General features: G+C 40.7%; 28 protein-coding genes and 1 other annotated feature. Of the genes, 23 read left to right on the top strand and 5 right to left on the bottom strand.

Features of this window, described 5'->3' with window-relative positions; translation table 11 throughout:
- Positions 1–285: 285 nt before the first annotated feature.
- The 8 genes from CR194_RS10270 to CR194_RS10235 all read left to right on the top strand — a co-directional run bounded on the left by CR194_RS10270 (position 286) and on the right by CR194_RS10235 (position 8,671).
- A complete protein-coding gene (locus CR194_RS10270; RefSeq protein ID WP_110609570.1) occupies positions 286–1,431 on the top strand; it encodes an MFS transporter in 1,146 nt (381 codons plus the stop codon).
- Positions 1,432–3,558, top strand: coding sequence for a formate dehydrogenase subunit alpha (fdhF, locus tag CR194_RS10265; protein ID WP_110609569.1), 2,127 nt, complete (start codon positions 1,432–1,434; stop codon positions 3,556–3,558).
- Positions 3,559–3,587: 29 nt separating this feature from the next.
- A complete protein-coding gene (locus tag CR194_RS10260; RefSeq protein WP_110609568.1) occupies positions 3,588–4,130 on the top strand; it encodes a 4Fe-4S dicluster domain-containing protein in 543 nt (180 codons plus the stop codon).
- 28 nt (positions 4,131–4,158) lie between these two features.
- The gene (locus tag CR194_RS10255; RefSeq protein WP_110609567.1) at positions 4,159–4,692 is read left to right on the top strand and encodes a Rieske 2Fe-2S domain-containing protein; all 534 of its coding nucleotides are present in this window, start codon (positions 4,159–4,161) and stop codon (positions 4,690–4,692) included.
- On the top strand, positions 4,685–4,891 hold the full coding sequence (locus CR194_RS10250) for a hypothetical protein (protein WP_110609566.1): 207 nt from the start codon (positions 4,685–4,687) through the stop codon (positions 4,889–4,891). Before CR194_RS10255 ends, CR194_RS10250 begins: the two co-directional genes overlap by 8 nt.
- Positions 4,892–4,970: 79 nt before the next feature.
- Complete coding sequence (locus CR194_RS10245; RefSeq protein ID WP_110609565.1) at positions 4,971–6,263, top strand: NarK family nitrate/nitrite MFS transporter; 1,293 nt, start codon at positions 4,971–4,973, stop codon at positions 6,261–6,263.
- Positions 6,264–6,330: 67 nt separating this feature from the next.
- Positions 6,331–7,827 (top strand): MFS transporter, encoded by a 1,497-nt coding sequence (locus CR194_RS10240; protein ID WP_110609564.1) that lies wholly within the window; start codon positions 6,331–6,333, stop codon positions 7,825–7,827.
- A gap of 127 nt (positions 7,828–7,954) precedes the next feature.
- Positions 7,955–8,671: a Crp/Fnr family transcriptional regulator gene (locus tag CR194_RS10235; protein WP_233254312.1), complete on the top strand. Its 717-nt coding sequence runs from the start codon at positions 7,955–7,957 to the stop codon at positions 8,669–8,671.
- A gap of 106 nt (positions 8,672–8,777) precedes the next feature.
- On the opposite strand, the gene CR194_RS10230 is transcribed toward CR194_RS10235, so the two are convergent.
- Positions 8,778–9,323, bottom strand: coding sequence for a hypothetical protein (locus tag CR194_RS10230; protein WP_110609563.1), 546 nt, complete (start codon positions 9,321–9,323; stop codon positions 8,778–8,780).
- Positions 9,324–9,489: 166 nt separating this feature from the next.
- Between CR194_RS10230 and CR194_RS10225 the strand changes: the two genes are divergently transcribed.
- From CR194_RS10225 to CR194_RS10180, 11 genes are all read left to right on the top strand, one after another.
- Positions 9,490–10,215 (top strand): YwiC-like family protein, encoded by a 726-nt coding sequence (locus CR194_RS10225; RefSeq protein WP_110609562.1) that lies wholly within the window; start codon positions 9,490–9,492, stop codon positions 10,213–10,215.
- Positions 10,216–10,268: 53 nt separating this feature from the next.
- Positions 10,269–10,448, top strand: coding sequence for a YjzC family protein (locus CR194_RS10220; protein ID WP_110609561.1), 180 nt, complete (start codon positions 10,269–10,271; stop codon positions 10,446–10,448).
- Between the two features lie 88 nt (positions 10,449–10,536).
- Positions 10,537–10,701: a hypothetical protein gene (locus CR194_RS20270; RefSeq protein WP_158282234.1), complete on the top strand. Its 165-nt coding sequence runs from the start codon at positions 10,537–10,539 to the stop codon at positions 10,699–10,701.
- Between the two features lie 278 nt (positions 10,702–10,979).
- Positions 10,980–11,900 carry a BMP family ABC transporter substrate-binding protein gene (locus CR194_RS10215; protein ID WP_233254311.1) on the top strand — a complete coding sequence of 307 codons (921 nt, stop codon included), beginning with the start codon at positions 10,980–10,982 and terminating at the stop codon, positions 11,898–11,900.
- Between the two features lie 18 nt (positions 11,901–11,918).
- Positions 11,919–12,473 (top strand): DinB family protein, encoded by a 555-nt coding sequence (locus tag CR194_RS10210; protein ID WP_110609559.1) that lies wholly within the window; start codon positions 11,919–11,921, stop codon positions 12,471–12,473.
- Between the two features lie 63 nt (positions 12,474–12,536).
- A complete protein-coding gene (locus CR194_RS10205; RefSeq protein ID WP_110609558.1) occupies positions 12,537–12,872 on the top strand; it encodes a hypothetical protein in 336 nt (111 codons plus the stop codon).
- A 392-nt stretch (positions 12,873–13,264) separates the two neighbouring features.
- Positions 13,265–14,197: a beta-ketoacyl-ACP synthase III gene (locus CR194_RS10200; protein ID WP_110609557.1), complete on the top strand. Its 933-nt coding sequence runs from the start codon at positions 13,265–13,267 to the stop codon at positions 14,195–14,197.
- A gap of 33 nt (positions 14,198–14,230) precedes the next feature.
- Complete coding sequence (fabF, locus tag CR194_RS10195; RefSeq protein WP_110609556.1) at positions 14,231–15,472, top strand: beta-ketoacyl-ACP synthase II; 1,242 nt, start codon at positions 14,231–14,233, stop codon at positions 15,470–15,472.
- A 429-nt stretch (positions 15,473–15,901) separates the two neighbouring features.
- The gene (gene liaF, locus CR194_RS10190) at positions 15,902–16,744 is read left to right on the top strand and encodes a cell wall-active antibiotics response protein LiaF (protein WP_110609555.1); all 843 of its coding nucleotides are present in this window, start codon (positions 15,902–15,904) and stop codon (positions 16,742–16,744) included.
- The gene (locus CR194_RS10185) at positions 16,737–17,900 is read left to right on the top strand and encodes a sensor histidine kinase (RefSeq protein ID WP_110609554.1); all 1,164 of its coding nucleotides are present in this window, start codon (positions 16,737–16,739) and stop codon (positions 17,898–17,900) included. The genes liaF and CR194_RS10185 overlap by 8 nt, the downstream gene beginning before the upstream one ends.
- Before the next feature lie 3 nt (positions 17,901–17,903).
- Positions 17,904–18,527, top strand: a complete 624-nt coding sequence (locus CR194_RS10180; protein WP_110609553.1) for a response regulator transcription factor — start codon at positions 17,904–17,906, stop codon at positions 18,525–18,527.
- 57 nt (positions 18,528–18,584) lie between these two features.
- Here CR194_RS10180 and CR194_RS10175 read toward each other — a convergent pair whose 3' ends face one another.
- Complete coding sequence (locus CR194_RS10175) at positions 18,585–19,307, bottom strand: Crp/Fnr family transcriptional regulator (RefSeq protein WP_110609552.1); 723 nt, start codon at positions 19,305–19,307, stop codon at positions 18,585–18,587.
- 105 nt (positions 19,308–19,412) lie between these two features.
- On the opposite strand from CR194_RS10175, the gene CR194_RS10170 reads away from it, so the two are divergent.
- The 3 genes from CR194_RS10170 to CR194_RS10160 all read left to right on the top strand — a co-directional run bounded on the left by CR194_RS10170 (position 19,413) and on the right by CR194_RS10160 (position 21,493).
- Positions 19,413–20,204: a DUF2268 domain-containing putative Zn-dependent protease gene (locus tag CR194_RS10170; RefSeq protein ID WP_110609551.1), complete on the top strand. Its 792-nt coding sequence runs from the start codon at positions 19,413–19,415 to the stop codon at positions 20,202–20,204.
- Positions 20,205–20,434: 230 nt separating this feature from the next.
- Positions 20,435–20,665, top strand: coding sequence for a hypothetical protein (locus CR194_RS10165; protein WP_233254310.1), 231 nt, complete (start codon positions 20,435–20,437; stop codon positions 20,663–20,665).
- A gap of 66 nt (positions 20,666–20,731) precedes the next feature.
- On the top strand, positions 20,732–21,493 hold the full coding sequence (locus CR194_RS10160; RefSeq protein WP_110609550.1) for a DUF3603 family protein: 762 nt from the start codon (positions 20,732–20,734) through the stop codon (positions 21,491–21,493).
- A 50-nt stretch (positions 21,494–21,543) separates the two neighbouring features.
- On the opposite strand, the gene trpS is transcribed toward CR194_RS10160, so the two are convergent.
- Positions 21,544–22,530 (bottom strand): tryptophan--tRNA ligase, encoded by a 987-nt coding sequence (trpS, locus tag CR194_RS10155; RefSeq protein WP_408640745.1) that lies wholly within the window; start codon positions 22,528–22,530, stop codon positions 21,544–21,546.
- Between the two features lie 93 nt (positions 22,531–22,623).
- Positions 22,624–22,868: a binding site (T-box leader), on the bottom strand.
- Positions 22,869–23,053: 185 nt separating this feature from the next.
- Here trpS and CR194_RS10150 point away from each other — a divergent pair.
- Positions 23,054–24,202, top strand: coding sequence for a dicarboxylate/amino acid:cation symporter (locus CR194_RS10150; protein WP_110609548.1), 1,149 nt, complete (start codon positions 23,054–23,056; stop codon positions 24,200–24,202).
- A gap of 126 nt (positions 24,203–24,328) precedes the next feature.
- On the opposite strand, the gene CR194_RS10145 is transcribed toward CR194_RS10150, so the two are convergent.
- A complete protein-coding gene (locus CR194_RS10145) occupies positions 24,329–24,940 on the bottom strand; it encodes a hypothetical protein (RefSeq protein ID WP_110609547.1) in 612 nt (203 codons plus the stop codon).
- A gap of 231 nt (positions 24,941–25,171) precedes the next feature.
- On the bottom strand, positions 25,172–25,738 hold the full coding sequence (locus CR194_RS10140; RefSeq protein ID WP_110609546.1) for a DUF4256 domain-containing protein: 567 nt from the start codon (positions 25,736–25,738) through the stop codon (positions 25,172–25,174).
- Between the last annotated feature and the right edge of the window lie 242 nt (positions 25,739–25,980).

The following is a 25,980-nucleotide window of genomic DNA, read 5'->3' as shown; positions in this document are numbered from 1 at the left end:
CAGGGTGTTTTTTTTGTGTTCACGTGACATTTGTGTGAACGGTTTCAAACATACATACGGTCTTAACAGGCGCAGTTGAGCGTTTTTATACAAATAAGTTTATAAAAAAGACATATTTACCGCCGAGGTGTGACGAAAATCACACTTTTGCTGTGACAGAACGCACAGTGGGTCAAATAACGAAATTTTACAATGAAGATAACAAATAAGTTATGAATGAGTTTTTAACGGAGCACCAAGGCCGTTTAAAGAAGAGCTTTACGCTGATAACAGGAGGGAATTACGATGGGTCAATTAGAGAAATCTTTTTATTCAAAAGCAAGTATGTATTCATTTATTGTCGTGATGGTCTTATTTTTTCTTATGTGGCTAGGAACAGGCCAGTTTTCCCATATGGATTGGATGTTATTTGGTTACATGGTTTCGTCCTTTATCTTTTTTATCGGGATTACTGTGAGGCTCACCTCTTGGATGATGAGACCTGCTACCCATGAAGTGATCAAACGATCCTTTGAAAATATGCGATCTAGAAAAAGTCAAAAACGCAATTGGAAGGCAATCACTAAAACATTGATTGATAACATCATATTACAAAAATTTATTTTTAAAAGAGGCATTTATCGGGGGATACAACACTGGTTGATTGCTTGGGGATGTATCGGGTCTCTAGCTATCACATTTGGACTGACGTTCGGATGGATGCACTTTAAACTGATCGATGCCACAACATACCAAATGGTTGTATTCAATGTTCCGCTGATGAATATGGCTGCCGATGGCTGGGTGGCTCAGATGTTTTTTGAAGGGTTGAACATCACGGCATCGATGTTGTTTATTGGTCTAGCAATGGCGATTTGGAGAAGAATTCATAATCACGATCTTAAAGTGACACAGCGGGCAGAATTCGATTTATTTCCATTGTATATATTGCTTGCAGTTACACTGACAGGACTATTTTTAACCGTTTCCTATAAGTTGTTAGGAGGTTGGATGCATCCGCAATTAGCCTTGATTCATCAAATTACCGTTGTCATTTTTCTAGTGTACTTCCCATTCGGAAAGCTGTTTCATTTACCGATGAGACCGATGGCCATGGCCGTACCGATGAACTATCAAGAAGTGCTACAAGTGGATACAAGAAATTGTGCGGGATGTAACGAGCTTTATTCCAATGACGAACAAATTGCAGATGTAAAAACAATCTTGGATGCCCAGGCATTTGATTTAAAAAATAACGAAGGTGATTGGCTAGCTGATTATTGTCCAGCCTGTCGAAGAAAATTACGAGTGATGAATCAATTGAATATTCCTAAAGGATCTAAACAACCAAAACCAGTTGAAACGAATAACGGGATTCATATGCCGGGATTTGGAAGAAAACGCGCGGAAGAATTTTATCAGCCAGCCCATTCAAGTAAGGAGGAATTATAAATGACACAGTTTGTAGTGAAACCAGGAACGAAAAATTTACAACATAGAGGCGAGAAACTCATTACCACCCATTGTTGTTATTGCGGAATGCAGTGCGGAATGCATATAAGAGTCAATGAAAAGTCAGGCAAAGTTGTAGGTGTCGAACCACGCTATGATTGGCCGGTGACGATGGGGAAGATGTGTCCTAAAGGGGTTACCGCCTATCAAACGGTCGATCATGAGGAAAGAATCAAGAAACCTTTGATCAAGAAAAATGGCCAGTTCGTGGAAAGTACGTGGGAAGAAGCGCTTGACCTGATCGAAAAAAATTATAAAAAACTTCAAGCGGAGCATGGACAGAATGCTTTATCTGTTTTCGGCGGAGTGTCCATGACCAATGAGAAATGTTATTTAGTTGGTAAATACGCCAGAGTAGCGTTAGGAACGAGGTTTGTTGATTACAATGGACGATTTTGCATGTCATCAGCTGCTGGCGGGTTCATGAAAACGTTAGGGATTGATAGAGGATCCACATTGCCTTGGCCAGAACTTGAACATACGGATTGTTTCTTTATGGCTGGATCGAACACGGCGGAATGTCATCCGACAACGATTCAATGGCTATGGAGAGCGAGAGACAAAGGGGCTAAGATGATTGTCGCCGATCCTCGTGAAACACCTACTGCAAGAATTGCAGATGTTCACCTGGACTTGAAATCAGGAACAGATTCAGCTTTAGCCAATGGCATCATGCACATTCTCGTTTCTGAAGGCTATGTAGATGAGAAATACGTAAATGAGCGTTGCAATAACTATGAAGAATTACAACGTTCCGTCAAAGAATTTACACCAGAACGAACGGCCCAAATTACTGGAGTTTCCGTTGATAAAATCGTCAAAGCCGCTCACATCTTTGGACGTTCACCTCGATCCGTCGTCATGTTCGCCCGTGGGGTTGAGCAGCAAATGAAAGGGGTAGACAACGTCAGCTTATACACCTCGATGGCGTTACTGAGAGGCCAAATTGGAAAATTTGCTTCAGGGGTGGCAACCTTTACTGGACAAGGAAATGGTCAAGGAGGCAGAGAACACGGTCAAAAAGCGGACGCTCTTCCTGGCTATCGAAAAATAGATAATCCGGAGCATGTAAAATATGTTTCTAGCGTATGGGGCATCAAACCTGAAGACATGCCTAAAGCAGGGGTGTCTGCCTACGAAATGTTCGATGAAATACAACGAGGAAACATTCGCTCCATGCATGTGATTTGTAGTAACCCAGCAGTATCAGCCCCAAACAATAACTACATTTGGGATAGCTTCAAAAAATTAGACTTCATGGTTGTGTCAGATTTCTTCTTATCTGAAACCGCAGAGTTTGCGGACGTGGTTCTACCTACGACAACGTGGGCAGAAGATGAAGGGACGACGACCAACCTTGAAGGGCGTGTGATCCGGATTCGTAAGGTGAAGGAGCCTATTGGAGAAGCGAAGACGGATTGGGAAATTATGCAGCTTATTGCTGAACGGATGGGAAAAGGGGAGTTCTTCCCTTATAAAAATGTACCGGAAATTTATGAGGAATTCCGCTTAGCTTCCAAAGGCGGAAAAGCTGATTATTACGGAATTACGTATGATCGGATTGAGAAAGAGGACGGTGTTTTCTGGCCTTGTCCAAGTGAAGATCACCCAGGAACACCGACAATGTTTAGAGACTCCTTTGGAACACCTGACGGAAAAGCGAATCTTGCAGCAGTAGCTTGGCAGGAACCAGGGGAAGTTCCTTCAAAAGAGTTTCCTCACACGCTGACAACCGGTCGAGTGGTGTTTCATTATCTATCTGGAACACAAACACGGAGAACGCCGTTTTTAATGGAACAGTGTCCAGAGCCTTATGCAGAAATGCATCCTGAATTAGCTTCTAGGTATGCATTGCAAGATGGAGACTTTATTCACTTGGAAACGAAAAGAGGAGAAATGGAAGTCAAAGTAAGAATTACGAAAGCGATTAGAGAAGATCACTTATTTATCCCGTACCACTGGGGGAAAGAATTATCGGTAAATAAGCTAACGAGTCCGGCCCTTGATCCAACGTCTAGAATGCCTGAATTCAAAGTAGCGGCAGTTAAAATCAAGAAAGTTCTGTAACGATAATCCAATCAGCAGGAGGTTATAAAATGAGAAAAGTGATGTATTTAGAATTCGAACGCTGCATTGGCTGTCGAGCTTGTCAGGCGGCATGTAGGGAATGCGGCGGACATGATGCGAAAGAACGTAATTACGTGGAGTATGTAGACTTCTTTGAGAATCGTCAAACGTATCCAATGTTATGCATGCAGTGTAAAGATCCCGCTTGTGCGAAAGTTTGCCCGGCGAATGCGATCCAAATTACAGAAGAAGGGGTCGTTCTCTCAGCGATGGAAGATAAGTGTATCGGCTGTCGTAACTGTACATTCGGTTGTCCATTTGGTATTCCAAAGTTCGATTTTGAAGAAAACAAAATGTATAAATGCGACATGTGTTATGACCGGACAAAGCATGAAATTGCGCCAATGTGCGCATCTGTTTGCCCCTCTGATGCGATTCGCTTTATTGATCACGATGAAATGATGGAGTTGAGAAGAAGAAGAACGCAAATGAATTTAATCGAAGGAAAAAAACCTTCAGAAAATGATAAATGGGAGTACGTTCCTGAGTTTTTCGGAGTGTATTCAGATTAAGCGCTTTGCAGAGAAAGGAGAATGAACGATGACAAATGAATGTAAAAAAGGCCGAAATATCAAAGATTCAACATCAGACATGGTCAACTTAACAAAAAATGTGGATCAAACCGATGATTTGAAATATAACCGCAGAGCCTTCTTGAAAACGGCTGTAGGGGCATCGATGGCGCTAGGTTTGTCTACCGTTCCTTTCAGTGTCCGGGCGATGATGGGGATTGCCGAAGATGAAGGAGAGCGGTTGGAAGTGGCTCGAATGGATGAACTGCCAGAGGGAAACTCGATGACCTTCAATTATCCAACAGAATCAGATGCGGCGATCTTGGTTCATACCGTAAATGGTGAATTGGTTGCCTATAATTCAGCTTGTACTCACCTCATGTGTCCGGTTTTTTATGAGAAAGAAAGTGATATCTTATTATGTCCTTGTCATAAAGGATACTTTGATGTGAGTAACGGCCAACCAGTAGCAGGGCCACCACAACGAGAGCTGCCGTTAATTGAATTAGAGGTAGAGAATGGGATCATTTATGCCACGGGAAGGAAGTACCGCCATGGATAAAAAAATGTGCTGGATTCTCATCTTCCTTACGATTGCAGGCAATGTGGTCATGGTTCAGTGGACTGTAGAAGCTTACTTAGGAAGAGAGTTTGAACAAGTCGTTGTGTATTCAGGAATCGGAGTCGTCTTAGCTTTTATCGCACTTATTGTCTATATAAACTGGCGGAAATTAGAGTACAGCACAGAAGGCCACAGATAAACACCCAGGAAGGAGTTGTCAACTTCCTGGCTATAAGCGAAAATATGTGAATTATTACACATAGATGGAGGAGATCATCATGGCTCGAATAGAAAGATGGGACCCAGAGAACGAAACATTCTGGGAACAAGAAGGAAAGCATCATGCAAAAAGAAACTTATGGATTTCAATCTCAGCGTTGTTTCTAGCTTTTGCGGTATGGCAAATATGGTCTGTCATTGCAGCAAATCTGAATGATATTGGATTCCAGTTTACAGATAGTGAATTATTTTTATTAGCTGCCTTACCAGGTTTAACGGGAGCGACCTTACGGATTTTTTATACGTTTTTAGTCCCGATATTCGGGGGACGGAATTGGACGATCTTCAGCACGGCATCATTATTAATTCCAGCTATAGGAATAGGATTTGCTGTCCAGAATCCAGATACCTCTTTTGTCACGATGGCGATCTTAGCTGCCCTCTGTGGATTTGGAGGAGGGAATTTCGCATCAAGTATGTCAAATATTAGCTTCTTTTACCCTAAGAAAGCGAAAGGAACGGCTCTTGGTCTGAATGCAGGGATCGGAAATCTCGGTGTCAGTGCCGTTCAGTTATTGTCTCCACTCGTGATTACCGTTGCTTTATTCGGAACATTTGCAGGTGCACCTCAATTGTTAGGAGACGGCTCAGAAGTTTACATGCAAAATGCCGCCTTTATTTGGGTCATTCCGATTGTTTTAACTGTGATTGCTGCCTTCTGGGGCATGGATAATCTACCAGGTGTAAGAGCGTCATTTAAAGAGCAGGCTGTGATTTTCAAAAACAAACATACGTGGATTATGACTTGGTTATATACAATGTGTTTCGGCTCGTTTATTGGTTATGCCGCGGCCTTTCCATTATTAACACGAACCGAGTTTCCTGAAGTGAACGTCTTCCAAATTGCCTTTATTGGCCCTTTATTAGGAGCACTGATCAGGCCCTTGGGTGGTTGGCTGTCCGATAAATTAGGCGGGGCATTCGTTACTTTTTGGGATATTATTTTACTCATCGCCGGAACTTTAGGTGTCATGTACTTTTATAACGCGGGAAATTTTGCTGGATTTTTGACGATGTTTATTATTGTCTTTATTGCCACAGGGATTGCTAATGGATCTACGTTCAGAATGATTCCGTTTATTTTTGAACAGAAAGAAGCCGCAGCCGTGTTAGGTTTTACATCGGCCATCGCTGCTTACGGTGCCTTTTTAATTCCAAGTTTATTTGGCTGGTCGATGAACCAGACGGGTATGGCTAATCTAGCATTGATCATTTTCATCGTTTATTACGTGATCAGCTTGGCGATCCACTGGTTCTATTACGCTCGAAAAAAAGCAGAAGTGAAATGCTAAACCTAAACTAGCGCAAAGAGAAGAGGCCCATCATTCCTCTTTTCTATCTGGACGAGGAGTGAACAACATGTCAGTAAAAGAGCTGTTTCAGTTTAAGAATGAGCGGACAAAGACGTTACACATGACTTGGATGGCCTTTTTTGTTTCTTTCTTTGCCTGGTTTAACATGGCGCCATTAGCTGGAACCATGGTTGAATCAGTAGGGTGGCTTACGATGGATCACATTGCCGCCCTGGCGATTTTAAATGTGGCCTTAACGATTCCGGCAAGAATTGTGATCGGAATGTTGTTAGATAAGTATGGGCCAAGAAAAGTATTCTCCATTCTGTTAATTGTGATGGCGATCCCTACTTTTATGTTTGCTTTCGGGACAACGTGGATGCAACTGTTTATTTCCCGTCTTTTGCTAAGTAGTATCGGCGCAAGCTTCGTGGTCGGCATTCGCATGGTCTCTGAATGGTTTCCGCCTAAAAGTGTCGGTTTTGCCGAAGGGTTTTATGCGGGGTGGGGCAATTTCGGCTCTGCTTTTGCCTCGATGTTTTTGCCTTGGCTTGCGATTGTTTTCTTTGGTGGAGACGAAGGATGGCGTTATGCGATTGCTTTTAGCGGAGTCATTTGCATCATTTACGGAGTGATTTATTGGTTTTCAGTGAAAGATACCCCAGAAGGAAGAACGTATCAAAAACCAAGAAAAGTGGCAGCGATGGAAGTGAGTAGCTATAAGGATATGGTTTGGTTGATCATCTGGACCGCCCCATTATTAGCGGCACTCGGTTTGTTGTCATGGCGTTTAACAAAACTGGATTTCCTTTCTGTGACGGCACTTCATACGATTATCGTTATATTGATAGGATTATACATTTATCAAGTTTTCCAAATCCTAAGGGTGAATTTGCCCATTCTGAAAAAAGGAGTTCCAAAAGATGATCGCTATGAGTTCAAACATGTTGCTGCTTTAAATACAACGTACTTTGCTAATTTTGGTGCAGAACTTGCGATTGTGTCGATGTTACCGTTTTTCTTTCAAATGACATTTTCTTTGTCTGCTACGTCAGCCGGACTAATTGCTGCTTCATTTGCCTTTGTGAATCTTATCGCTCGTCCATTAGGCGGATGGATGTCAGACAAAATGTCCAGTCGGAAAAAGGTCATGCTGATCTACATGTCAGGAATTAGCGTTGGTTTATTGAGTATGGGTTTTATTTCAAACGGCTGGCCGATTGCCCTTGCTATTTTTGTTACTGTCCTTACGTCTTTCTTTATTCAAGGAGCAGAAGGCGCTACATTCGCTGTTATTCCTCTCATAAAAAAACGGATTACCGGTCAAATTTCAGGGATGGCAGGTGCTTATGGGAATGTAGGAGCGGTTGTTTATTTAACAATTTATACGATGGTTACGCCACAAGTGTTTTTCTTTATTTTAGCCGCAGGTGCCTTTGTTAGTTTCCTTTTTTGCTGGAAGTTCTTAGATGAACCTAAAGGTGCCCACAGCGAGGACTATGAATTATCATCGGTCGATCTAGAGCAAGATACGAAAGGACAGCAATCATCTTACGTCTCTTAGCTAGAAAAGTCATAAAACATTCACCGTTTGTCAGTTTTTTACTTTGGGTATAGTGTTAATATTAAATGAGAGAGCGCGGATCGGAAATGGACGCGTTGGGCATGCGTAATCTCTAGGATGGTGGTGGATGAACATGGAAAAACAAGAATTAAAAATGAAGCGGTTTTTCAATGAAATATCAGACGAAAATCGAGAACTTCTTTTAAAGAATGGGTTAGAAATTCATGTGAAAAGCGGGTCTTTTCTATTTTATGAAGGAGATTTTCCAGAACACGTTTATCTTGTTCGCTCAGGAAAAGTAAGGTTGAGCAAAATGACATCGGAGGGAAAAGAATTCTCTGTCCACCTTAAACAGCGTGATGAACTTGTAGGAGAAGTTGGGCTGTTTAATGAAATGGCAATTAGTGTGACAGCAGAAGTGACAGAGAATGCGACGTTAGTTCGGTTTGATCGCCACACTCTAGAATCATTATTCCGCCAAAACGGTGAAATTGCCGTGGCTTTTATGAAGTGGTTTGCGAGACACACCCAATCAACACAGGCAAAGTTTCGTGACTTGATTCTCTGCGGGAAAACAGGCGCCCTCTATTCAACATTGATCCGTTTTAGTAATTCTTATGGCATTCACAAAGAGGAAGGGATCTTCATAAATGTTCATTTAACCAATCAGGACATAGCGAATTACATTGGCACGACAAGAGAGAGTGTCAACCGCCTGTTGAATGAATTGAAGAAATCGAATGTCTTATCGATGAAAAATGGCTATATCACCATCCATGATATTCAGCACTTGAAAAATTATTTGCACTGCGGAGATTGCCCAGTTGAAATATGTACGATTTGAATAGAGGGTCATGAATAAGCTTCCTTATTCATGATCCTTTTACTTGTGAATACATACAAAGGAAAGATCTATAAGGGACTTGAGCTCCTGACTCAAGTCCGTTTTTTTATTCTACAACTGGAATGATTTTCAAGTGATCACCCAGAAACGTTTCTTCTCCTTCAGCGGATATGATTGTGCAATAAGGAGTTTTCGTCACAGGTTGCTCGTCACCTGTGGCTAAATCGGCTTGAACCATGATCCCTCTTCCTAGCAGTCGTTTCCCATCGTACACTTCAACCGTATAACCTTCCATCGATCGGTGTTTGGCTTGATCGAGAAAGTGGCTCCACGACTGGAAATTGGTTACTAAATGAGCAGGGTTTCCTAAAGAATCATATCCAAGCATGGCTTCCTCGTCATTGATGGAGGCCTCCAACGCTTTGGCTAAATGGACAATTAAGTGATGGAATTCTTTGCAGCCGTCAAATGACACTTCATCTTTGCAATAGAGTTCAAGAACGTTTGATTCTGATCTATTCACAGCTTTGACTAAAAAGGAGTCAGAATTTAACTTTTTCTGATAATGATCTGTATGAAAGTCAAAACCGAATTTGGTTAAGACAGGATAAAGCCCTCCATCCCTTTCATAGGTTAACTGGACGTTCAACATGCAGGTGCCTCCTCATTTCTTAATTTTATCTACTCATAGGATATCAAATTAGGATCTCATTCGCTGTGGGAAAAATCACAGTATACTTTGTGATGCGTATCACATACAAAAAGCGTGAGGGTTAGTAAAATGAAGTTAAGCCATATTGACGAAAGAGGAGATTTCTATGAAATGGTACATTCCTAGAGAACATGGGGCATGGGCGATGTTCATCGTCCCTTATTGGATCGGAGCAAGTATAACGGGCATCAATCTTCATCACGGGATTTTTTTTCTTGGTTTATTAAGTATTTATTTCGCTCAAGCCCCTCTACTAACTTATTTAAGACAGCCTAAACACAAAGATGTATGGCCATCATTTATTATATATATGATCTGTGGAAGCCTTTTTGCATTACCATACATCTGGATCGACCCTCAGCTACTAGTTATTGGCCTTTTCATTTTACCTTTTTTCTGTGTGAATTTAATCTTTGCAAAACTGAAAAAAGAACGATTATTTATCAATGATGTCGTGGCGATCACGGCCTTATCGGGGTTATTACTCTTTTCCTACCGATTAGGTCACGGAGTCATTACGGTTGAAGCCTTCCATTATGTTATAGTAACCATTGCGTTTTTTACAGGGAGTGTTTTCCACGTTAAATCGTTACTAAGAGAAAAAGGGAACGTTGTGTTTCGTAAAGTTTCCACCACTTATCATGTAGTGATGGTGATTGTTATGACGGTAGCCTCCTTTTATGGTGCAGCGGTGGCATTTCTTGTTTCTTTGCTTAAAACACTCGTTCTGCCAAAAAAATATTTCCAGAGACCAATGCAAATTGGTGTGATCGAAATAATCAACAGTAGTGTATTTTTTGTAGCGATCATTGTTGGTTACTATTATGGATAAAATCAGTTAATCTAGCTCACCTTATACCTAAATATGAAAATTGAGGTGAGGGTATGGGGCAAAGCAGGCAGTTCAAATCAGGGGAGAAAGCTCCCAATAATGGCATGTATGTAGAAATCGGTGAAACAGGAAGTATGGTACAAAACCCGCAGCAAGTTCATTTAGAAGCAGGAGCAACCTTTCCTGACACGACCAATAAAGATCGTGTATGGACATATAAACGTAAGCCATGAAGAATCGGAGGCGCTTCCTTCGATTTTTTTTCTTGTTTTTATAACGATTTTTTGCGACTCTTATAGAAGGAATGGAGAGGGGTATAGTATGCGGCTTGTATATGGAGTAGTGATCTTTGCAATCATTTCATTATCATTATTTATGTTCTTATCCCACACGACTGAGTGGCCAATGGAAGTCATTGTGATTACGTCGTTATTTGCAGGGGGAGTCAGTGAATGGTTATTTTTTAAATGGAAGAACGATAAATAAATCATCACCGATTCAATTTTCATAATAAGAGCGGAGCTTTAGCCGAAAGGGAACGATTCAGGGTTTCCGTGGTCAATATGTAAAGAAAAGAGGAAATTCCTAGCGGATGTCGAACTATTATTTATTAAGAACAGAATGATTAACGGTGACCTGCTTTCTACGTTCCATTTGGAAGCGTGGTTCAAACAATTAACCACATCATTTCATTTTAGGAATGATTCACAGGGAGTGTGTCATGAAGAATGGATAGAAAGATCATGGTATTCGTATTTTCTCTAATGGTTTTTTTGGTCGGCTGTGTTCAAGCTCAAGAGAAGCCTTTGGAAAAAGTCGGCTTTCTTCTTCCTCATCCAATCGATGATCAAGGTTGGAACGCAAAAGGTTACCAAGGAATGTTAAAGCTACAATCGTCATTAGATGTGGATGTTCTGATTAAAGAAGATATTCGATCTCAACAGCTAGTGCGAGAAGCCATTGATGAGTTCAGTGAGGAAGAAGTAGGGTTAATTTTTGGCCATAGTCATTTGTATGCGGACATCTTTATGGATATAAAAGACGAGTATCCAGACATTCATTTTATTAGCTTTAATGGAGAGGTGGAGGGTGATAATGTAACGAGCCTTCACTTTGATGGCTACGCCATGGGCTTTTTTGCAGGAATGCTTGCAAGTGAGGTATCTGATTCCCATTCAGTAGGTGTAATCGCAGCCTTTCCCTTTCAACCAGAGGTTCAAGGATTTGAAGATGGGGCTAAATTTCATTTACCTTCAGTCACTGTCAAGGTTGATTTCGTTGAAAGTTGGGTAGATGAAGAGGAAGCACTGAAAATATTTCGAGATATGAATCGAAACAATGTAGATATCTTCTATCCTGCTGGCGATGGGTATCATTTGACCATCATCGAAGAAGTGAAAAAAGAAGGACTCCATGCTATTGGTTATGTAGGAGATCAATTGGATTTAGGGGAATCTACAGTATTGACCAGTACGGTTCAAGAAGTTGAGAAATTATATGAATACGCTGCTACTCGTTACCAAAAGGGTGAACTTGAAAGTGGTAATATTTATTTTGATTTTCAAGATGACGTGATCACCATGGGTAAATATGGTCAAGGAGTTTCTGCAAGTACCCAAGAATGGCTAGAAGGGCATATTTCAACGTACATCGAGACTGGAGACTTACCTAATAACTTGAATTAACTATGGAGGGGAACAATCATGAGAGAATATTCTTTAGCACCTGCTTCTTCAAGAGAATCGGTTCATTTACTAGGAGGCTTAATTCAAACGAGAGAGCGTCTCCTCGGTCTACTAGACGAATTAGATGAACAGGACATTCATCATAAAGTTCACGATCTCCCTACAATTGCGGGTTATGCTCTTCACTTGGCGCAGATCGAGTTATGGTGGAACAACATGGTTTTGCGAGACACTGGAATCAATGATGAAGAACGAGAACGTTTTTATTTACAGGAAAAACAGGTGATTACAGCTCCCCCTGAATTGGAAAAGAGTTGGTTTCTATCTAGGTTAGGTGAAGCTCGGATGTTGACGAGAGAATTTTACTTGGAAGTGTCTGATCATGAGTTCCGAAAATCAGGTTATCATATTTTGGGTCAAGAATCAGATGGGAAGTACTCTGCGGAATGGATTCTTTACCATCTCATTCATCATGAAAGTTATCATTTAGGTCAGATGTATTTACTGTTAAAATGGATAAACGGCCAACGAGAAAAGTGGGATCATTTCAATAGCCCGTATTTGTCTATTTAATAGGCTTGACCCCGACAAGATTTTTAGAAAAACGAAACAGAAATGATGTTAGGAGTTTGATGTATGGCAGAAGAGCAATCAATAGCTATCAAGAAAATGGCTGATCGAATTGTAAAAGGGTATGAAGCCGTTCACAAGAAAAACTACCAAGAAGCGAAAGAATTACTAGAACCTCTTGTACCATTATTTCATCAAGAAGAGAAGCCAAATGTGACTCTTTTATGTTATGTTTCGATCGCTCAAATCGCTACGAGAGACATTGATGCTTATCTAGGAACATATGAAGAATTAAAGAAACATGAACCGAAAACAGATAAGGAAGCCGCGTTAGTAAAACGAGTGGATGAAATGTTTGAAGAACTAATGAAAGCGATCGATTCTGACACATTGAATGAGTAAGGAGTTACGCTAATTAGTAGAAGCTTAAAAAAGTATATTGATCGCTCAAAAACTGTGCACTGAGTGATGCACAGTTTTTTGTGCGAGAATTTGTTCAGCTGAACTGTAGGTGTTTAGCCAAAACCGGGAGTTGTTCTGCCAAATAGGGGAGTTGTGTAGCCAAACGAAGTGGTGTTCAGCTAAATTGAGAAGGTGTCCAGCCAAAATGAAGAGAAGTAAGTCTCGAAATGCTTAGATTGAGAACGACCGAAAAAAACAGGATTAACAAGAATGTTTAAGAACAGCAATTACATAAGACATCTATTTTCAAACCCGAAATATCCAGGATTGCATTTTTTTTAGGACTAGGTCATAATCATAAGTATAAAAAGTTATTTTAAGGAGGAAACGAGATGCGAGCAGGAATATGGGGAATGGGTAAATACGTTCCAGAGCATGTCGTCACAAATAAAGATTTAGAGAAAAAGGTTGATACGAACGACGAATGGATTCGCACCAGAACTGGAATAGTAGAGAGAAGAATTGCTTCTGACGATATAGATACTTCGCACATGAGCTATTATGCTTCTTTAGAAGCTATCGAAAAAGCAGGAATTCACCCAGAAGAAATAGATATGATTATCGTCGCTACGGTGACACCAGATCAAACATTTCCTTCCGTTTCTTCCATGTTGCAAAAGCAATTGGGAGCTACGAAAGCTTCAGCTATGGATGTAAGTGCTGCCTGTGCTGGCTTTATGTATGGACTAGTAACGGGTAAACAATTTATTGAATCAGAAGAATACAAACACGTATTAGTCGTAGGTACTGAAAAGTTATCTAAAATTGTTGATTGGGACGATCGAAATACAGCCGTTTTATTTGGAGATGGCTCAGGCGCTGCGTTATTAGGACCCGTCTCAGACGATCGTGGAATCCTTTCATTTGAGCTTGGATCAGACGGAACAGGAGGCAATCATATCCGAATGGAAGACCATCTGCTAATGAACGGTAGGGAAGTCTTCAAATTCGCTGTTAGGCAAATGGGAGAATCAGCTATGAATGTGGTTCATAAAGCAGGATTGACGAAAGAAGATGTGGATTTTCTGATTCCTCACCAAGCAAATATCCGGATTATGGAAGCGGCTCGTCAGCGACTGGATTTACCGGTAGAAAAAATGTCCATGACTGTAGACCGATACGGGAATACTTCTTCCGCATCAATCCCATTATCATTAGTTTACGAGCTTGAAAATGATAAAATTAAAGATGGAGACCTTCTCGTTCTAGTAGGATTTGGAGCAGGGTTAGTATGGGGTGCCGTCGCACTCAAATGGGGAAAATAACTAGACAAGGTAAATTCGAAAGGAGCAGAACGGATGAAAAAGAATCGAGTGGTCGTTACGGGTGTAGGAGCTGTAACGCCTTTAGGAAATAATGTAGAAACAACTTGGGAAAAGCTGATTAATGGCGAATCAGGCATTGATCATCTATCAAAATTTGAAGAGGGCACTTTCCCAGCTACGGTTGCGGCAGAAGCGAAAGAATTTGATCCCGCCGCATTTATGGAAGGCAAAGATGCCAGAAAAATGGACAGGTTCACACAGTTTGCCGTGGCTAGTGCGATGATGGCTGTGAAAAACGCGAACTTAACGATTGATGAAACGAATGCCAATCGCGTAGGTGTCTGGATTGGATCAGGAATTGGCGGAATGGAAACGTACGAGAAACAATTCCGATTATACGAAAAAAGAGGTTATCGACGGGTGTCACCATTCTTCGTTCCAATGCTCATTCCTGATATGGCTTCAGGTCAAGTTTCCATTCATTTAGGAGCTAAAGGAGTAAACTCATGTTCCGTAACAGCATGTGCGTCAGGAGCAAATTCCATTGGTGATGCGTACAAAGTAATTGAACGTGGAGATGCAGACGTGATGATCACCGGGGGCGCAGAGGCACCGATTACCGAAATGTCTTTTGCAGGCTTCTGCTCGGCGAAAGCTCTTTCCACAAATTCAGATCCGAAAACGGCTAGTCGTCCATTCGATAAAGACCGTGACGGATTTGTCATGGGTGAAGGAGCCGGAATCCTCATCCTCGAATCGCTTGAATCAGCTAAAAAACGTGGAGCTCACATTCACGCAGAGATTGTAGGCTATGGAGCAACAGGTGATGCGTATCATGTGACCGCACCAGCTCCAGAAGGCGAAGGCGCTGTCCGTGCGATGCAAGAAGCACTGGAGAATGCCCAGTTAACGCCAAGTGATGTCACGTATTTAAATGCTCACGGAACGAGTACAGGCTACAATGATAAATATGAAACGATAGCAGCCAAGACAGTCTTTGGTGATCATGCTGCTAAATTAGCAATTAGTTCAACCAAATCAATGACCGGCCATTTACTTGGAGCCGCCGGCGCGATTGAAGCGATATTCTCCGTCAAAGCGATCCAAGAGGGGATTATTCCTGCGACGATGAACTATGTAAACGAGGATCCTGAATGTGATTTAGACTATGTTCCTAATGAAGCTAGAAAGCAAGATGTTCCTGTCGTCATGAGTAATTCACTAGGTTTTGGAGGACACAATGTGTCATTAATCTTCAAGCGGTTTGCAGAATAACTTAACAACAAAAATGGAAAAAACATTAAAATAATGATCTGTATGGAAGAGGCTGTCCCAAAAGTACAACTTTTGGTGACAGCCTTTTCCTATGTTGGGGAGCGTTTTATACCTCTTAAATGCTCCTAATTTCTCAGGTTATCGTCCTGATCCACGAGGTCATGCTGCATAGGTGCTACCGGATTAGCACCTGTCTAGCATGACGCGTCATGAACCACTAATCAAAACAATAAAACTCAGACCTAAGGCGGAGATAAAAGCAGTCTGCAGATTGTTTGATGCAGCTTGGCTTACTATTAAACTATGAGTAGATCTAAAAAAATGGGAGGTACGTTAAAATCTCATTGGCGGATGGAAAATAAAAGGATACAATAAAAAAGAGAAGGAGTAGAGACGATCTTTTCTCTACCAAATTGAGGTGAACCTAGTATGAAGAAATTTTTCGGTATTCTTATCTTAAGTGTCGGTCTTGTTTTTTTACTAGTTAATACAGGATTAATTGATACAGAGGTGACAAGTTTATTCTCAACTTTTTGGCCGGCTATCATCGTTTTAGTAGGCCTAAAGATTTTGTTTGAAGGGATTATTTATTTTTTTCACGGTTTACGGAGAGACCGATTGCATATTGGGAAGATCGTTTGGGGCGCTATAGTTACGGCATTAGGCGGTGTGTTACTTGGTAATAATGCGGGGTGGTTTCAGTTCAGTCTGTCAGACTTGTGGAATTGGACGTGGCCGTTAATTATCATTTACATCGGTTTTAAAATTTTATTTGATCGAGAACCTTCTGTTGTAATCGATTTTGGTCCAGATCAAGTAGATAAGATGAAAAAAAGTGCCCAGCGTAAAAAGCATCGAACAAAACATAAAAACATGAACCATACGGGATTTGAAGACTCGAACACAAATCATCGAACGTTTATGGGAGACATTTCATTAGGGAGACAACCTTGGGAACCGGATGGCATGAACGTGAGTATGGGAATTGGGAGTATCGAATTAGACCTGACAAAAGCGATTTTAAAAGAAGGGGAAAACAGAATCGATGTCTCCAGTTGGGTTGGTTCTGTTGAAATCTATGTGCCAAAAGAAATGGCCGTTCATGCTAAAGCGAATGTCAATATAGGAGAAGTTACGTTATTCGATGACTCCCATGCAGGTACAGGAAGGAACGCCACGTATACAAGTCCAGGCTTTCACGATGCTGATAGAAAATTGATTCTTCATGTAGCTGTAAGCGTAGGGGATGTGGAGGTATTGACTGTTGACTAATCAAGAAAGCTCTCAGCCTTCTAAACAAAGAGTTTCGTTGCAAAGGGAGTCAAGTCTTCACGGAATTCTTTGGGATTTATTGCGTCTGCAATTCAAAATAGTGTTAACGGCAGGTTTATTCTCCATTTTGCTTATGCTCATTATCCAAAGTACAGTTTCCATACCTGAAAATCAAGAAGGAATTGGCTTTTACAGAGTGATTTCAGCTTGGATGGACCCTGTTATTTTCGGTTCTCTTACCTTGGTATTTATGTTTATCTTTTTAATTTCGGGACTGGTGTACTCATATTCGTATGGGTTGTCCCTAAAAAAAACGATCGCCCATATTATTCATCAGCTGAAGCAATTTCAAAGAGGGTCTTTAAAGAAGAAAATCTCAGTAGAGCGACAAGATGAATTGAAAAAACTAGCCGATGAAGTGAACGAGCTAACGGATGATTTAGAACAACAAATCGTGTCGATGCGTAGAGTTCTTAATGAGAATGCGAAATTAATTGATGAAGCTGAAAAAGGGGCTAGCTTAGAAGCAAGGAGACAACTTGCTAGGGATCTTCACGACGCTGTGAGTCAAGAATTATTTTCGGTGTCCATGTCGTTAGGTGCGATCCCAAAAGTTTTAAGAAAAGATCCTGAAAAAGCTGAAGCATTGTTCAAGCAAATTGAGCAGATGGTTCACCACGCGCAACAAGAATTAAGAGCACTAATAATGCATTTGCGACCGGTTACTTTAGAAGGGAAGTCCTTTAAACAAGCAATGGGGAGCTTAATGGAAGAACTCAAAAGGAAGCATCCGAATTTGACATTTCATTGCAACTTAGAAAAAGTGCCTATGATTGAGAAAGGTGTAGACGAGCAGTTATTCCGAGTTCTTCAAGAAGGGCTGTCGAATGCATTAAGACACGCTAATCCTAATAACATCTACTTAGCTGCACTTGTTCGAAAAGAGAGGCTGTTGTTGGTGTTAGAGGATGATGGGAGTGGTTTCGATTCCGAAGCTACAGCCAAGAACAAAACGGGGAATTACGGGCTAGCGTCAATGAAAGAACGAATGACCGAGTTAGGGGGCCATTTGACGATCGTGTCTTTTCCACAAAGAGGAACGAAGTTGGAATTCCGGATACCTTTAACACATAAAGATGCTGAGGGGGAGAACTGATAAATGGACAATAAAATCAAAGTATTGGTTGTAGATGATCACGACATGGTGCGCATGGGACTTGTTACGTATTTAGGTGTGGAAGAGGATATGGCAGTCGTCGGAGAGGCATGCAACGGTGAAGAGGCGATCACTAAGGCAAAAGAGACCTCACCCGATGTGATATTAATGGACTTGTTAATGGAGAAGATGAACGGCATCGAAGCAACGAAAGTGCTGGCTAAAACAAAGGCGAAAATCATTGTGTTAACAAGTTATTTAGATGACGAAATGCTGTTCCCAGTCATGGATGCAGGAGCATTTAGCTATTTATTAAAAACGTCTACAGCGGATGAGATTGCTGATGCTATTCGAAAAGCAATGAATGAAGAGCCAACATTCCAAGGCCAAGTAACGCAAAAAATGTTCCGTCATATGCGCGAGAAACCAAAGCATGATGAGTTAACGAAGCGAGAAAGAGAAGTTCTTTGTTTGATCGGCCAAGGGAAAACGAATAAAGATATTTCTGAAGAGCTTTATATTGGGATTAAGACAGTGAAAACTCATGTGAGTCATATTTTGGCTAAATTAGAGCTTGAAGACCGAACTCAGGCCGCTATTTATGCTAATAAACATCAGCTTGTTTAAGAGGGGGGCGTGCTTCGGCAGGCAAAAAAAGAACCGCACTCGCGGTTCTTTAGGTATTTATGAAATTGTACATATTTCCAGTGGGCATTTATCACAATGGAGATGCTTTTTAAGCTCCTCTAATTTTTTGATGATAATATAACCTTGTTCAAGCTCCGCAACGCCTTCTTTTTTTAACTCATTAAACATCCTATTCACCGTTTCTCTGCTTGATCCAATAAAATAGGCAAGATCCTGATTGGTTAGTTTTTTATCAATTTTGATTCCATTAGGATGTTCCACGCCATAAGAGTGAACAAACCGAATGAGAACCGAATAGAAGGCTCCCGTTTTCCCATACAGCAGTAGATCAGAAAATTTCGCTTGCGTAGATTGTGTATTTCGTGCGAAAAGCTTAATGAACGCTGTAGCGATCTCCCCGTTTTGAATGAACACGCCCTCTAACACATCAAGGTTCAATCGAATCAGCGTTGAATCACTAAGAACTTCTCCAGTCATGCTCGCGCGCATATCGTTAAACAAACTAAACTCCCCGACGATATCATTTTCTCTTTTAATATGCAGAACGAATTTCTTGTTTTCCATCGTCTTTTTACTTAACTGTACTTGACCATGTTTAACTATATAAATCTCTTTCACCGCTTCACCTTCGTAAAACAACGTCTTGCCTGAAGGGACAATAATTTCTTCGCCTAGAGAAATGAGCAAATTCTGATTTTCCTTTGATAGTTGTTTGAAAAAAGGGGTGTAATTTTTGTAATTAAAAAGGCGATTTGACATAGGCTAGGCCACCTTTCCAATATTAGCAATATCTTTCCTTTAGCATATCATACCATAATCGAAAAAAAGTGAGCTATATTACTTAATAAATTGAGGGGGGATACAGTGAAGATCTTCGATTCATCCTCGTGGGTCATTCGTCACTTTTATCAACATGTCCCAGTAGATAAAGCGTTTGCTTCCCTATTCAACCACGATAAAGCAAAATCGGTTCGAGATTGGTTTTATTTTTTAGAAGATCAGGGAATGCTTCCCCTTTCTAGAAAAACAAAAAGGGATTGGATAAAGTGGAGGAAGTCGTTGAATAAAGAGGAATTAACGACTTTTTTGCTAGCTTTAAAAAAAGACTTTTCAGGGCCTGATGCGGACGTATTTTTGTTCCCTTTAAACCAAGCCCATCAACGAATCATGAAGGAACTTGGCGGGAAAAATGGTTGTTCATTTCCTTCGCACATTCTCTTATTCTGGAAAGATACGTTACCTGTGGTGGAACAAAAAGCTGTTCTACTACATGAGTATCATCATGTCGCCAGACTATATTATCAAGAGGTAAATGAGGGGACGATTTCACTGTTAGAATCGATGATTATGGAGGGATTAGCAGAGTGGGAAGTTCAAACGAGATTGGGAAGTGCTTGCCTTGCTCCGTGGACATCGTTATACAATGAGAACGAATTGTTAACATGGTGGGAAAAAGTGTTTCGAAACAATATTCATCTAAAAGGACGAGCTTATCACTATCCTTTTCTTTATGGTGGAGAAAAAGGACTTCCACCATTAATTGGCTATCAATTAGGATACTATTTAGTTCAATCCTATATGAAAGACAAAGGAGGTCAATCATCGCTTACAATGTTAAAGACTTCTGCAGAACATTTTTTGTTAGAAAAGAGCTGATGATAATCCGTACCATTACTCAATAATTAATATAGGTAACTAATATTGCGCAAAATTCATAACTTCCTGCTTATCTTATTGAACGATTTAGTATGCTAAGGTGCTACTTTATCTAAGAAGCGAATGCCACGGGGGATTTAAGATAAATATTCCGCTAGTCTTATTGACATTTTCTTTTCATAGAATAAGTCATAGATGTCGCTTGTACTTGAAGAGGGGAGGAATGAACCTTGCGCATTTTCCTGCTTTGTCTTGGTTTTTTCATGGCCGTCACCGGAGGCATTAGTTTAGTAGCTTATTTAAATCTGTTAACAGTAGGCTTCTCTATCCAAGAGTTTAGCTTATTTCTCCTTCAACGGATTGAAACCTATATGTTTCTCATTGGTCTATTTCTCATTTGGCTCATTGTTTATTTGTCTAAGACTGAAAAAAAATCGTTAAATAACAGGAAGAAATATTGAAACGTGGAATAATATGGATGATATCTGCGAATACTGTGGGCAAAGAATGAGTCAGGAGGTATGTCCATGCACCACATGAGAGATGTCTGGGTGAATTGGTTTGAAGGGGAAGAGAATTGCTATAATGTTTGTGAATTTTTTGAATGGAAAAAAAATGATCGAATAGAATTGTTGGATCAAGTAGCGGTAGTGAAAGTCCAGACTGAATTATTGGATTATATTGAGAACACGTTGCAAGAGCTGCCTGAAGAACTATTGGCAGATGTCTACCGACAAAGCTTTATTCGGCAGAAAAATGAACGAATAGCGATGGAATATTGCTTTATAGCCACTAACGGTTCGCGAGCATTGGTTGTAGATACCATTGGTTATCATACGCCGATTCGAAAAAGCAGAATGGTACCAAGACAAGAAGAGCAACTTCTTCAATTAATTGAAAACGATTCATGTACCGAATACTATATGGATTATTTAGATTGTGAAAAGCAATATCACATGCTTTCGCCCAATCCTCAGCTAATGCATGGCCTTGTTCGAAGAGAAAAGCAATTAAAACAATTGTTGTTTATGGCACTAGACCAGCTATACGAAGATGCAGAGCTTCCTGAATTAAGGTATTGGTATACAGAATGGGCGCCACATAAATATAGTCTTATTCAGGGAATGAATTTTGATGACGCATGGACAGGCTTATTTAATGATATTAAACAAGGTTGGTCGAAGCGACACGAAATGTATTGTTATGCCATGATTAAAGGGCAGCCATTCTTCGAAAAAATTTGGGAGTTAGAACATGAAGAAGAGATGAAGAAAACAAATAAATCATAGAAATGACAAAAGATCTGGAGGAATAACCTCCAGATCTTTTTCAGGTGTCTTTATCGCTTTCTACCTAATCCCATGGCCTTTTCAGCTTTTTTCAGCATTTTCGTTGATACGAAATTTGCTTTGTCTGCTCCAGTGTCAAGAATGTCATCCAATTCTTTGGACTGAAGAAGTTCTTCATATCTTTCTTGAATCGGTTTTAACACGTTCACAACAGCTTCGGCTACATCAGACTTGAATGGACCATAGCCTGTATCTTTATACTTCTCCTCTAGTTCTGAAATCCCTATACCTGAACAAAGAGAATAGATCGTTAACAAATTTGAGACTCCGGGCTTATTTTCAGTATCATATCGAACGGTGTTATCTGAATCTGTGACGGCACTCTTGACTTTTTTCGTGATTTGTTTCTCATCATCCAACATGGAAATATAGCTTTTCGGATTTGGATTGGACTTGCTCATTTTTTTCGTTGGGTCATTTAAAGACATGATTCTTGCCCCAACTTTCGCGATCTTCACTTCTGGAATCGTGAAGATATCATTGTACCGATTGTTAAAGCGTTCAGCTAAATTTCGTGTTAACTCTAAGTGCTGCTTCTGGTCTTCCCCTACCGGAACCACGTCTGTCTTATACAATAGAATATCAGCGGCCATTAATGGTGGATACGTTAGAAGAGCAGAAGAGACAGCTTCTTTTCCTTCTGACTTGTCTTTGAACTGTGTCATTCGTTCTAACTCTCCGATATAGCTTACGCATTGCATCATCCATCCAAGTTGCGCGTGGGCAGGAACTTCTGATTGGATAAACAAAGTGGATTTTTCAGGGTCAATCCCTGTAGCTACATAAAGAGCGGCTAAGCTTTTTATATTTTTTCTAAGTTCTAAACGATCCTGAGGAACAGTTATGGCATGCTGATCCACAATGCAGAAAAAGCAGTCATAGTCTTCTTGCATATCGACAAAGTTTTTCATTGCGCCTAAATAGTTTCCAAGAGTTAAAATCCCGCTTGGTTGAATCCCAGAGAATATTGTTTGCATATCTTTCATCCTTTCGTAATTAAGCAATCGAATTTTCGTACATACAGGAAACGCTGGCCCTGAAACATAAAAAAGTCCATTCGTTCCCCTTGGATTAGGGACGAATGGACCGTGGTACCACCCTGATTATTTTCAATGAGCATTGAAAATCACTTGTTACCCTCGCCATTGAAATGGTAAGGGGACTCGAGGTAACGTTCGAGGGAACGAATCTGCCTACTAAATTCAGCGTATCAGCTCAGAAGCCCATTCCTTTTCACCACATGTTCTGCTTACACCAACCGCAGACTCTCTGATCATGCTACAGGAAAAGTACTCTTCTTCATCATTGCTTTTCTTTTTAAACTTAGGTTATTATACGACGATTGTAGAGAAAAAGCAAACAGTAAATAATTTAAAAATTGCGACTGTTCCATTATGACTTGATATCTTCCTTTAAACAAGGCAACATATAATTTACTTGAATAAAAAACAAAAGTCCGTCATGTGCGGACAGTTCGCGAGAGAGAGGAGAGAATGAGGAATGAAGTTAATATTAAAATTAATAACTGGTATTATTATAGGTATAGTTATAGGTTTCCTTGGTGTAGATTGGTTAACGAAATCATTACTCACTTTCAAGGATGTTTTCGGTGAATTTATTGGTTTTATGATTCCATTAATCATTTTATTTTTCATTGCTTCAGGAGTTTCTAAACTAGGGAACGAATCAGGCAAATTGGTCGGGATGACCGTAGGAACAGCTTACCTCTCTACCTTATTAGCAGGGATTGCTGCTTTTTTCATTGCTACGATCATTATGCCTTTGATTGCTTCTGACGGGGCAGTTCCTGATGAAGCGGCGGGTATGGAAGGTTTCTTCTCATTTGAAATCGAGCCTCTTATGGGTGTGATTACGGCCTTGGTTTTTGCTTTTCTATTCGGAATAGGGATGGCAAAACTGCAAAGTGAGATGTTAATTCGGGTTTTTGATGAAGGGAAAGGGATTGTTGAGTTAGTCATTATAAAAATCATTATCCCACTTCTACCCTTTTACATTGCAGGGATCTTTGCGGAATTAGCCGCTGAAGGAACTGTATTTGATACTCTTCAAGTATTTGGTATTGTGCTAGTAGTAGCTATAGGCACGCATTGGCTTTGGTTGATTATTCAGTTTATCGCTGCAGGAAGTTTTACAGGGAAAAATCCTTTTGTGTTATTGAAAAACATGCTACCGGCCTACTTCACTGCACTGGGGACGATGAGTAGTGCTGCGACAATCCCCGTTACATTAAAACAAACGAAACAAAATGGCGTAAAAGAAGACGTGGCAAACTTCAGCGTACCATTGAGTGCAACGATTCATTTATCAGGAAGTGTTATTACGATAGTCAGTTGTTCCGTGGCCGTGATGGCCGTCCTTGACGGTTATACCGTACCGTCCTTCTTTGAAATGTTGCCAGTCATTGCCATGTTAGGTGTGATCATGATCGCCGCACCAGGTGTTCCTGGCGGAGCAATCATGGCTGCCATTGGCGTATTAACTTCTATGCTTGGCTTTAGCGAGGCTGCAGTTGGCTTGATGATTGCCTTATATATGGCTCAAGACAGTTTTGGTACAGCAGCTAACGTTACAGGTGATGGAGCGATCGCCCTCGCTGTGGATAAATTCACATCAAAACTAAAGGGCTGATGGACTGAATTAAAAAGTTCTTTTTGAATGAAAGCTAATGATTGAGATTTTAGTAATGAAAAAAGACACACGGATGAGGATCTGTTTTAAAACCTATGGATAATCGGCTTCGGTAGGGGCAGCCCTTTAAAAATTCGACTTGCTGTGGATTGCGTTTATGGTAGAAGTGTAAAATCTTGGATGGTGTCGACGAACAGAGAGAAAGTCGAAGCTGAACGTCGCTAACATGAGAGATTGACGACGTTCAGGAAGAGCGGAGGGATTGAACGTCGCTAACATGCGAGATTGACGACGTTCAGGAAGAACGGAGGGATTGAACGTCGCTAACATGAGAGATTGACGACGTTCAGGAAGAGCGGAGGGATTGAACGTCGTTAACATGCGAGATTGACGACGTTCAGGAAGAGCGGAGGGATTGAACGTCGCTAACATGCGAGATTGACGACGTTCAGAATGAGCAGAGGGATTGAACGTCGCTAACATGCGAGATTGACGACGTTCAGAATGAGCAGAGGGATTGAACGTCGCTAACATGCGAGATTGGCGACGTTCAGAATGAGCAGAGGGATTGAACGTCGCTAACATGCGAGATTGACGACGTTCAGGAAGAGCGGAGGGATTGAACGTCGCTAACATGAGAGATTGACGACGTTCAGGAAGAGCGGAGGGATTGAACGTCGCTAACATGCGAGATTGACGACGTACAGAGTAATCGGCGGAGCTGAAAGTCGCCAACATGAGAGGTAGGGTACGAATAAATAGTATGTCTCTGCTTTTAAACATTTTGTTAGTTAATATGTTGTTAAATACATGAAAATCGTCAAACTAATAATATGCATCTAATGTATCGTACAGTTAGGATGCTTTTCCATTTAGAGAGTGGCCCTAAAGCGAGACTTTTGGGCCACTCTCATTTTTTATTAGGTTGGATTTTCCTCTTTTATCCAATGTTAAAGAGCAAGCGAGATATTAAACCCTTAGTGAGCCACGGAAACCCCGTGCACCATAGTAGGATTCCGCACCATTATGGTACATAAATACAGTGTCGTAGCGACGATCACAAAAGATGGCACCGCCAAGTTTTCTAATATAAGTAGGTGTTTGCACCCAACTCGACGATTTCAAATCGAACTGTCCAAGTTTCTGCAGCTCTCGGTATTGTTCTTCAGTTAAAAGTTCTATGCCCATGTCAGTGGCCATATCCATAGCGCTATTCTCTGGTTTGAATTTTTTTCTCGACTCCAGCGCTTCACGGTCGTAACAAACACTTCTGCGACCTTTGGGGCTCTCTTTTGAACAGTCATAAAAGATGTATTCTCCAGTCTTATCATCATAATCAACAACATCCGGTTCTCCACCTGTAATCTCCATTTCATTAAGCGACCACATCTTTTCAGGATTAGCTTCTAATTTAGCTTGGACATCAGTCCATTCAATTCCAATATGGCGGTTCAGATTTTTCTCGAATCTTGTTTTCAAAAATGTAATTAATTCTTCACGTTGTTCTAATGATAACTTTTTATTTCTATTTGCCATAGTCGTTTCCCACCTTTTTATATCATCGTTTATAGACTAAACTATATAGCTTAATTAGTTGAGGAATAGGCAGTAGAGAGAAGTGTTGATTATTCCGAAAATCAGACTGTCTACATAAAACAGCTTTTATTTCCATCAATTATAGTACAAGCCGTTAAATAGAATTATAACCGGTCCATTTGTGAGGTGCAAAACGGGAGGATACATTTTTCAAAAGCCAAATCGCTGTAGTAATTGGATTT

This window comes from Salipaludibacillus keqinensis, from assembly GCF_003226325.1.
Lineage (GTDB): Bacteria > Bacillota > Bacilli > Bacillales > Salisediminibacteriaceae > Salipaludibacillus > Salipaludibacillus keqinensis.
Note: the sequence above shows the minus strand (reverse complement) of the source record. Positions and strands in the feature narration are given on the sequence as shown.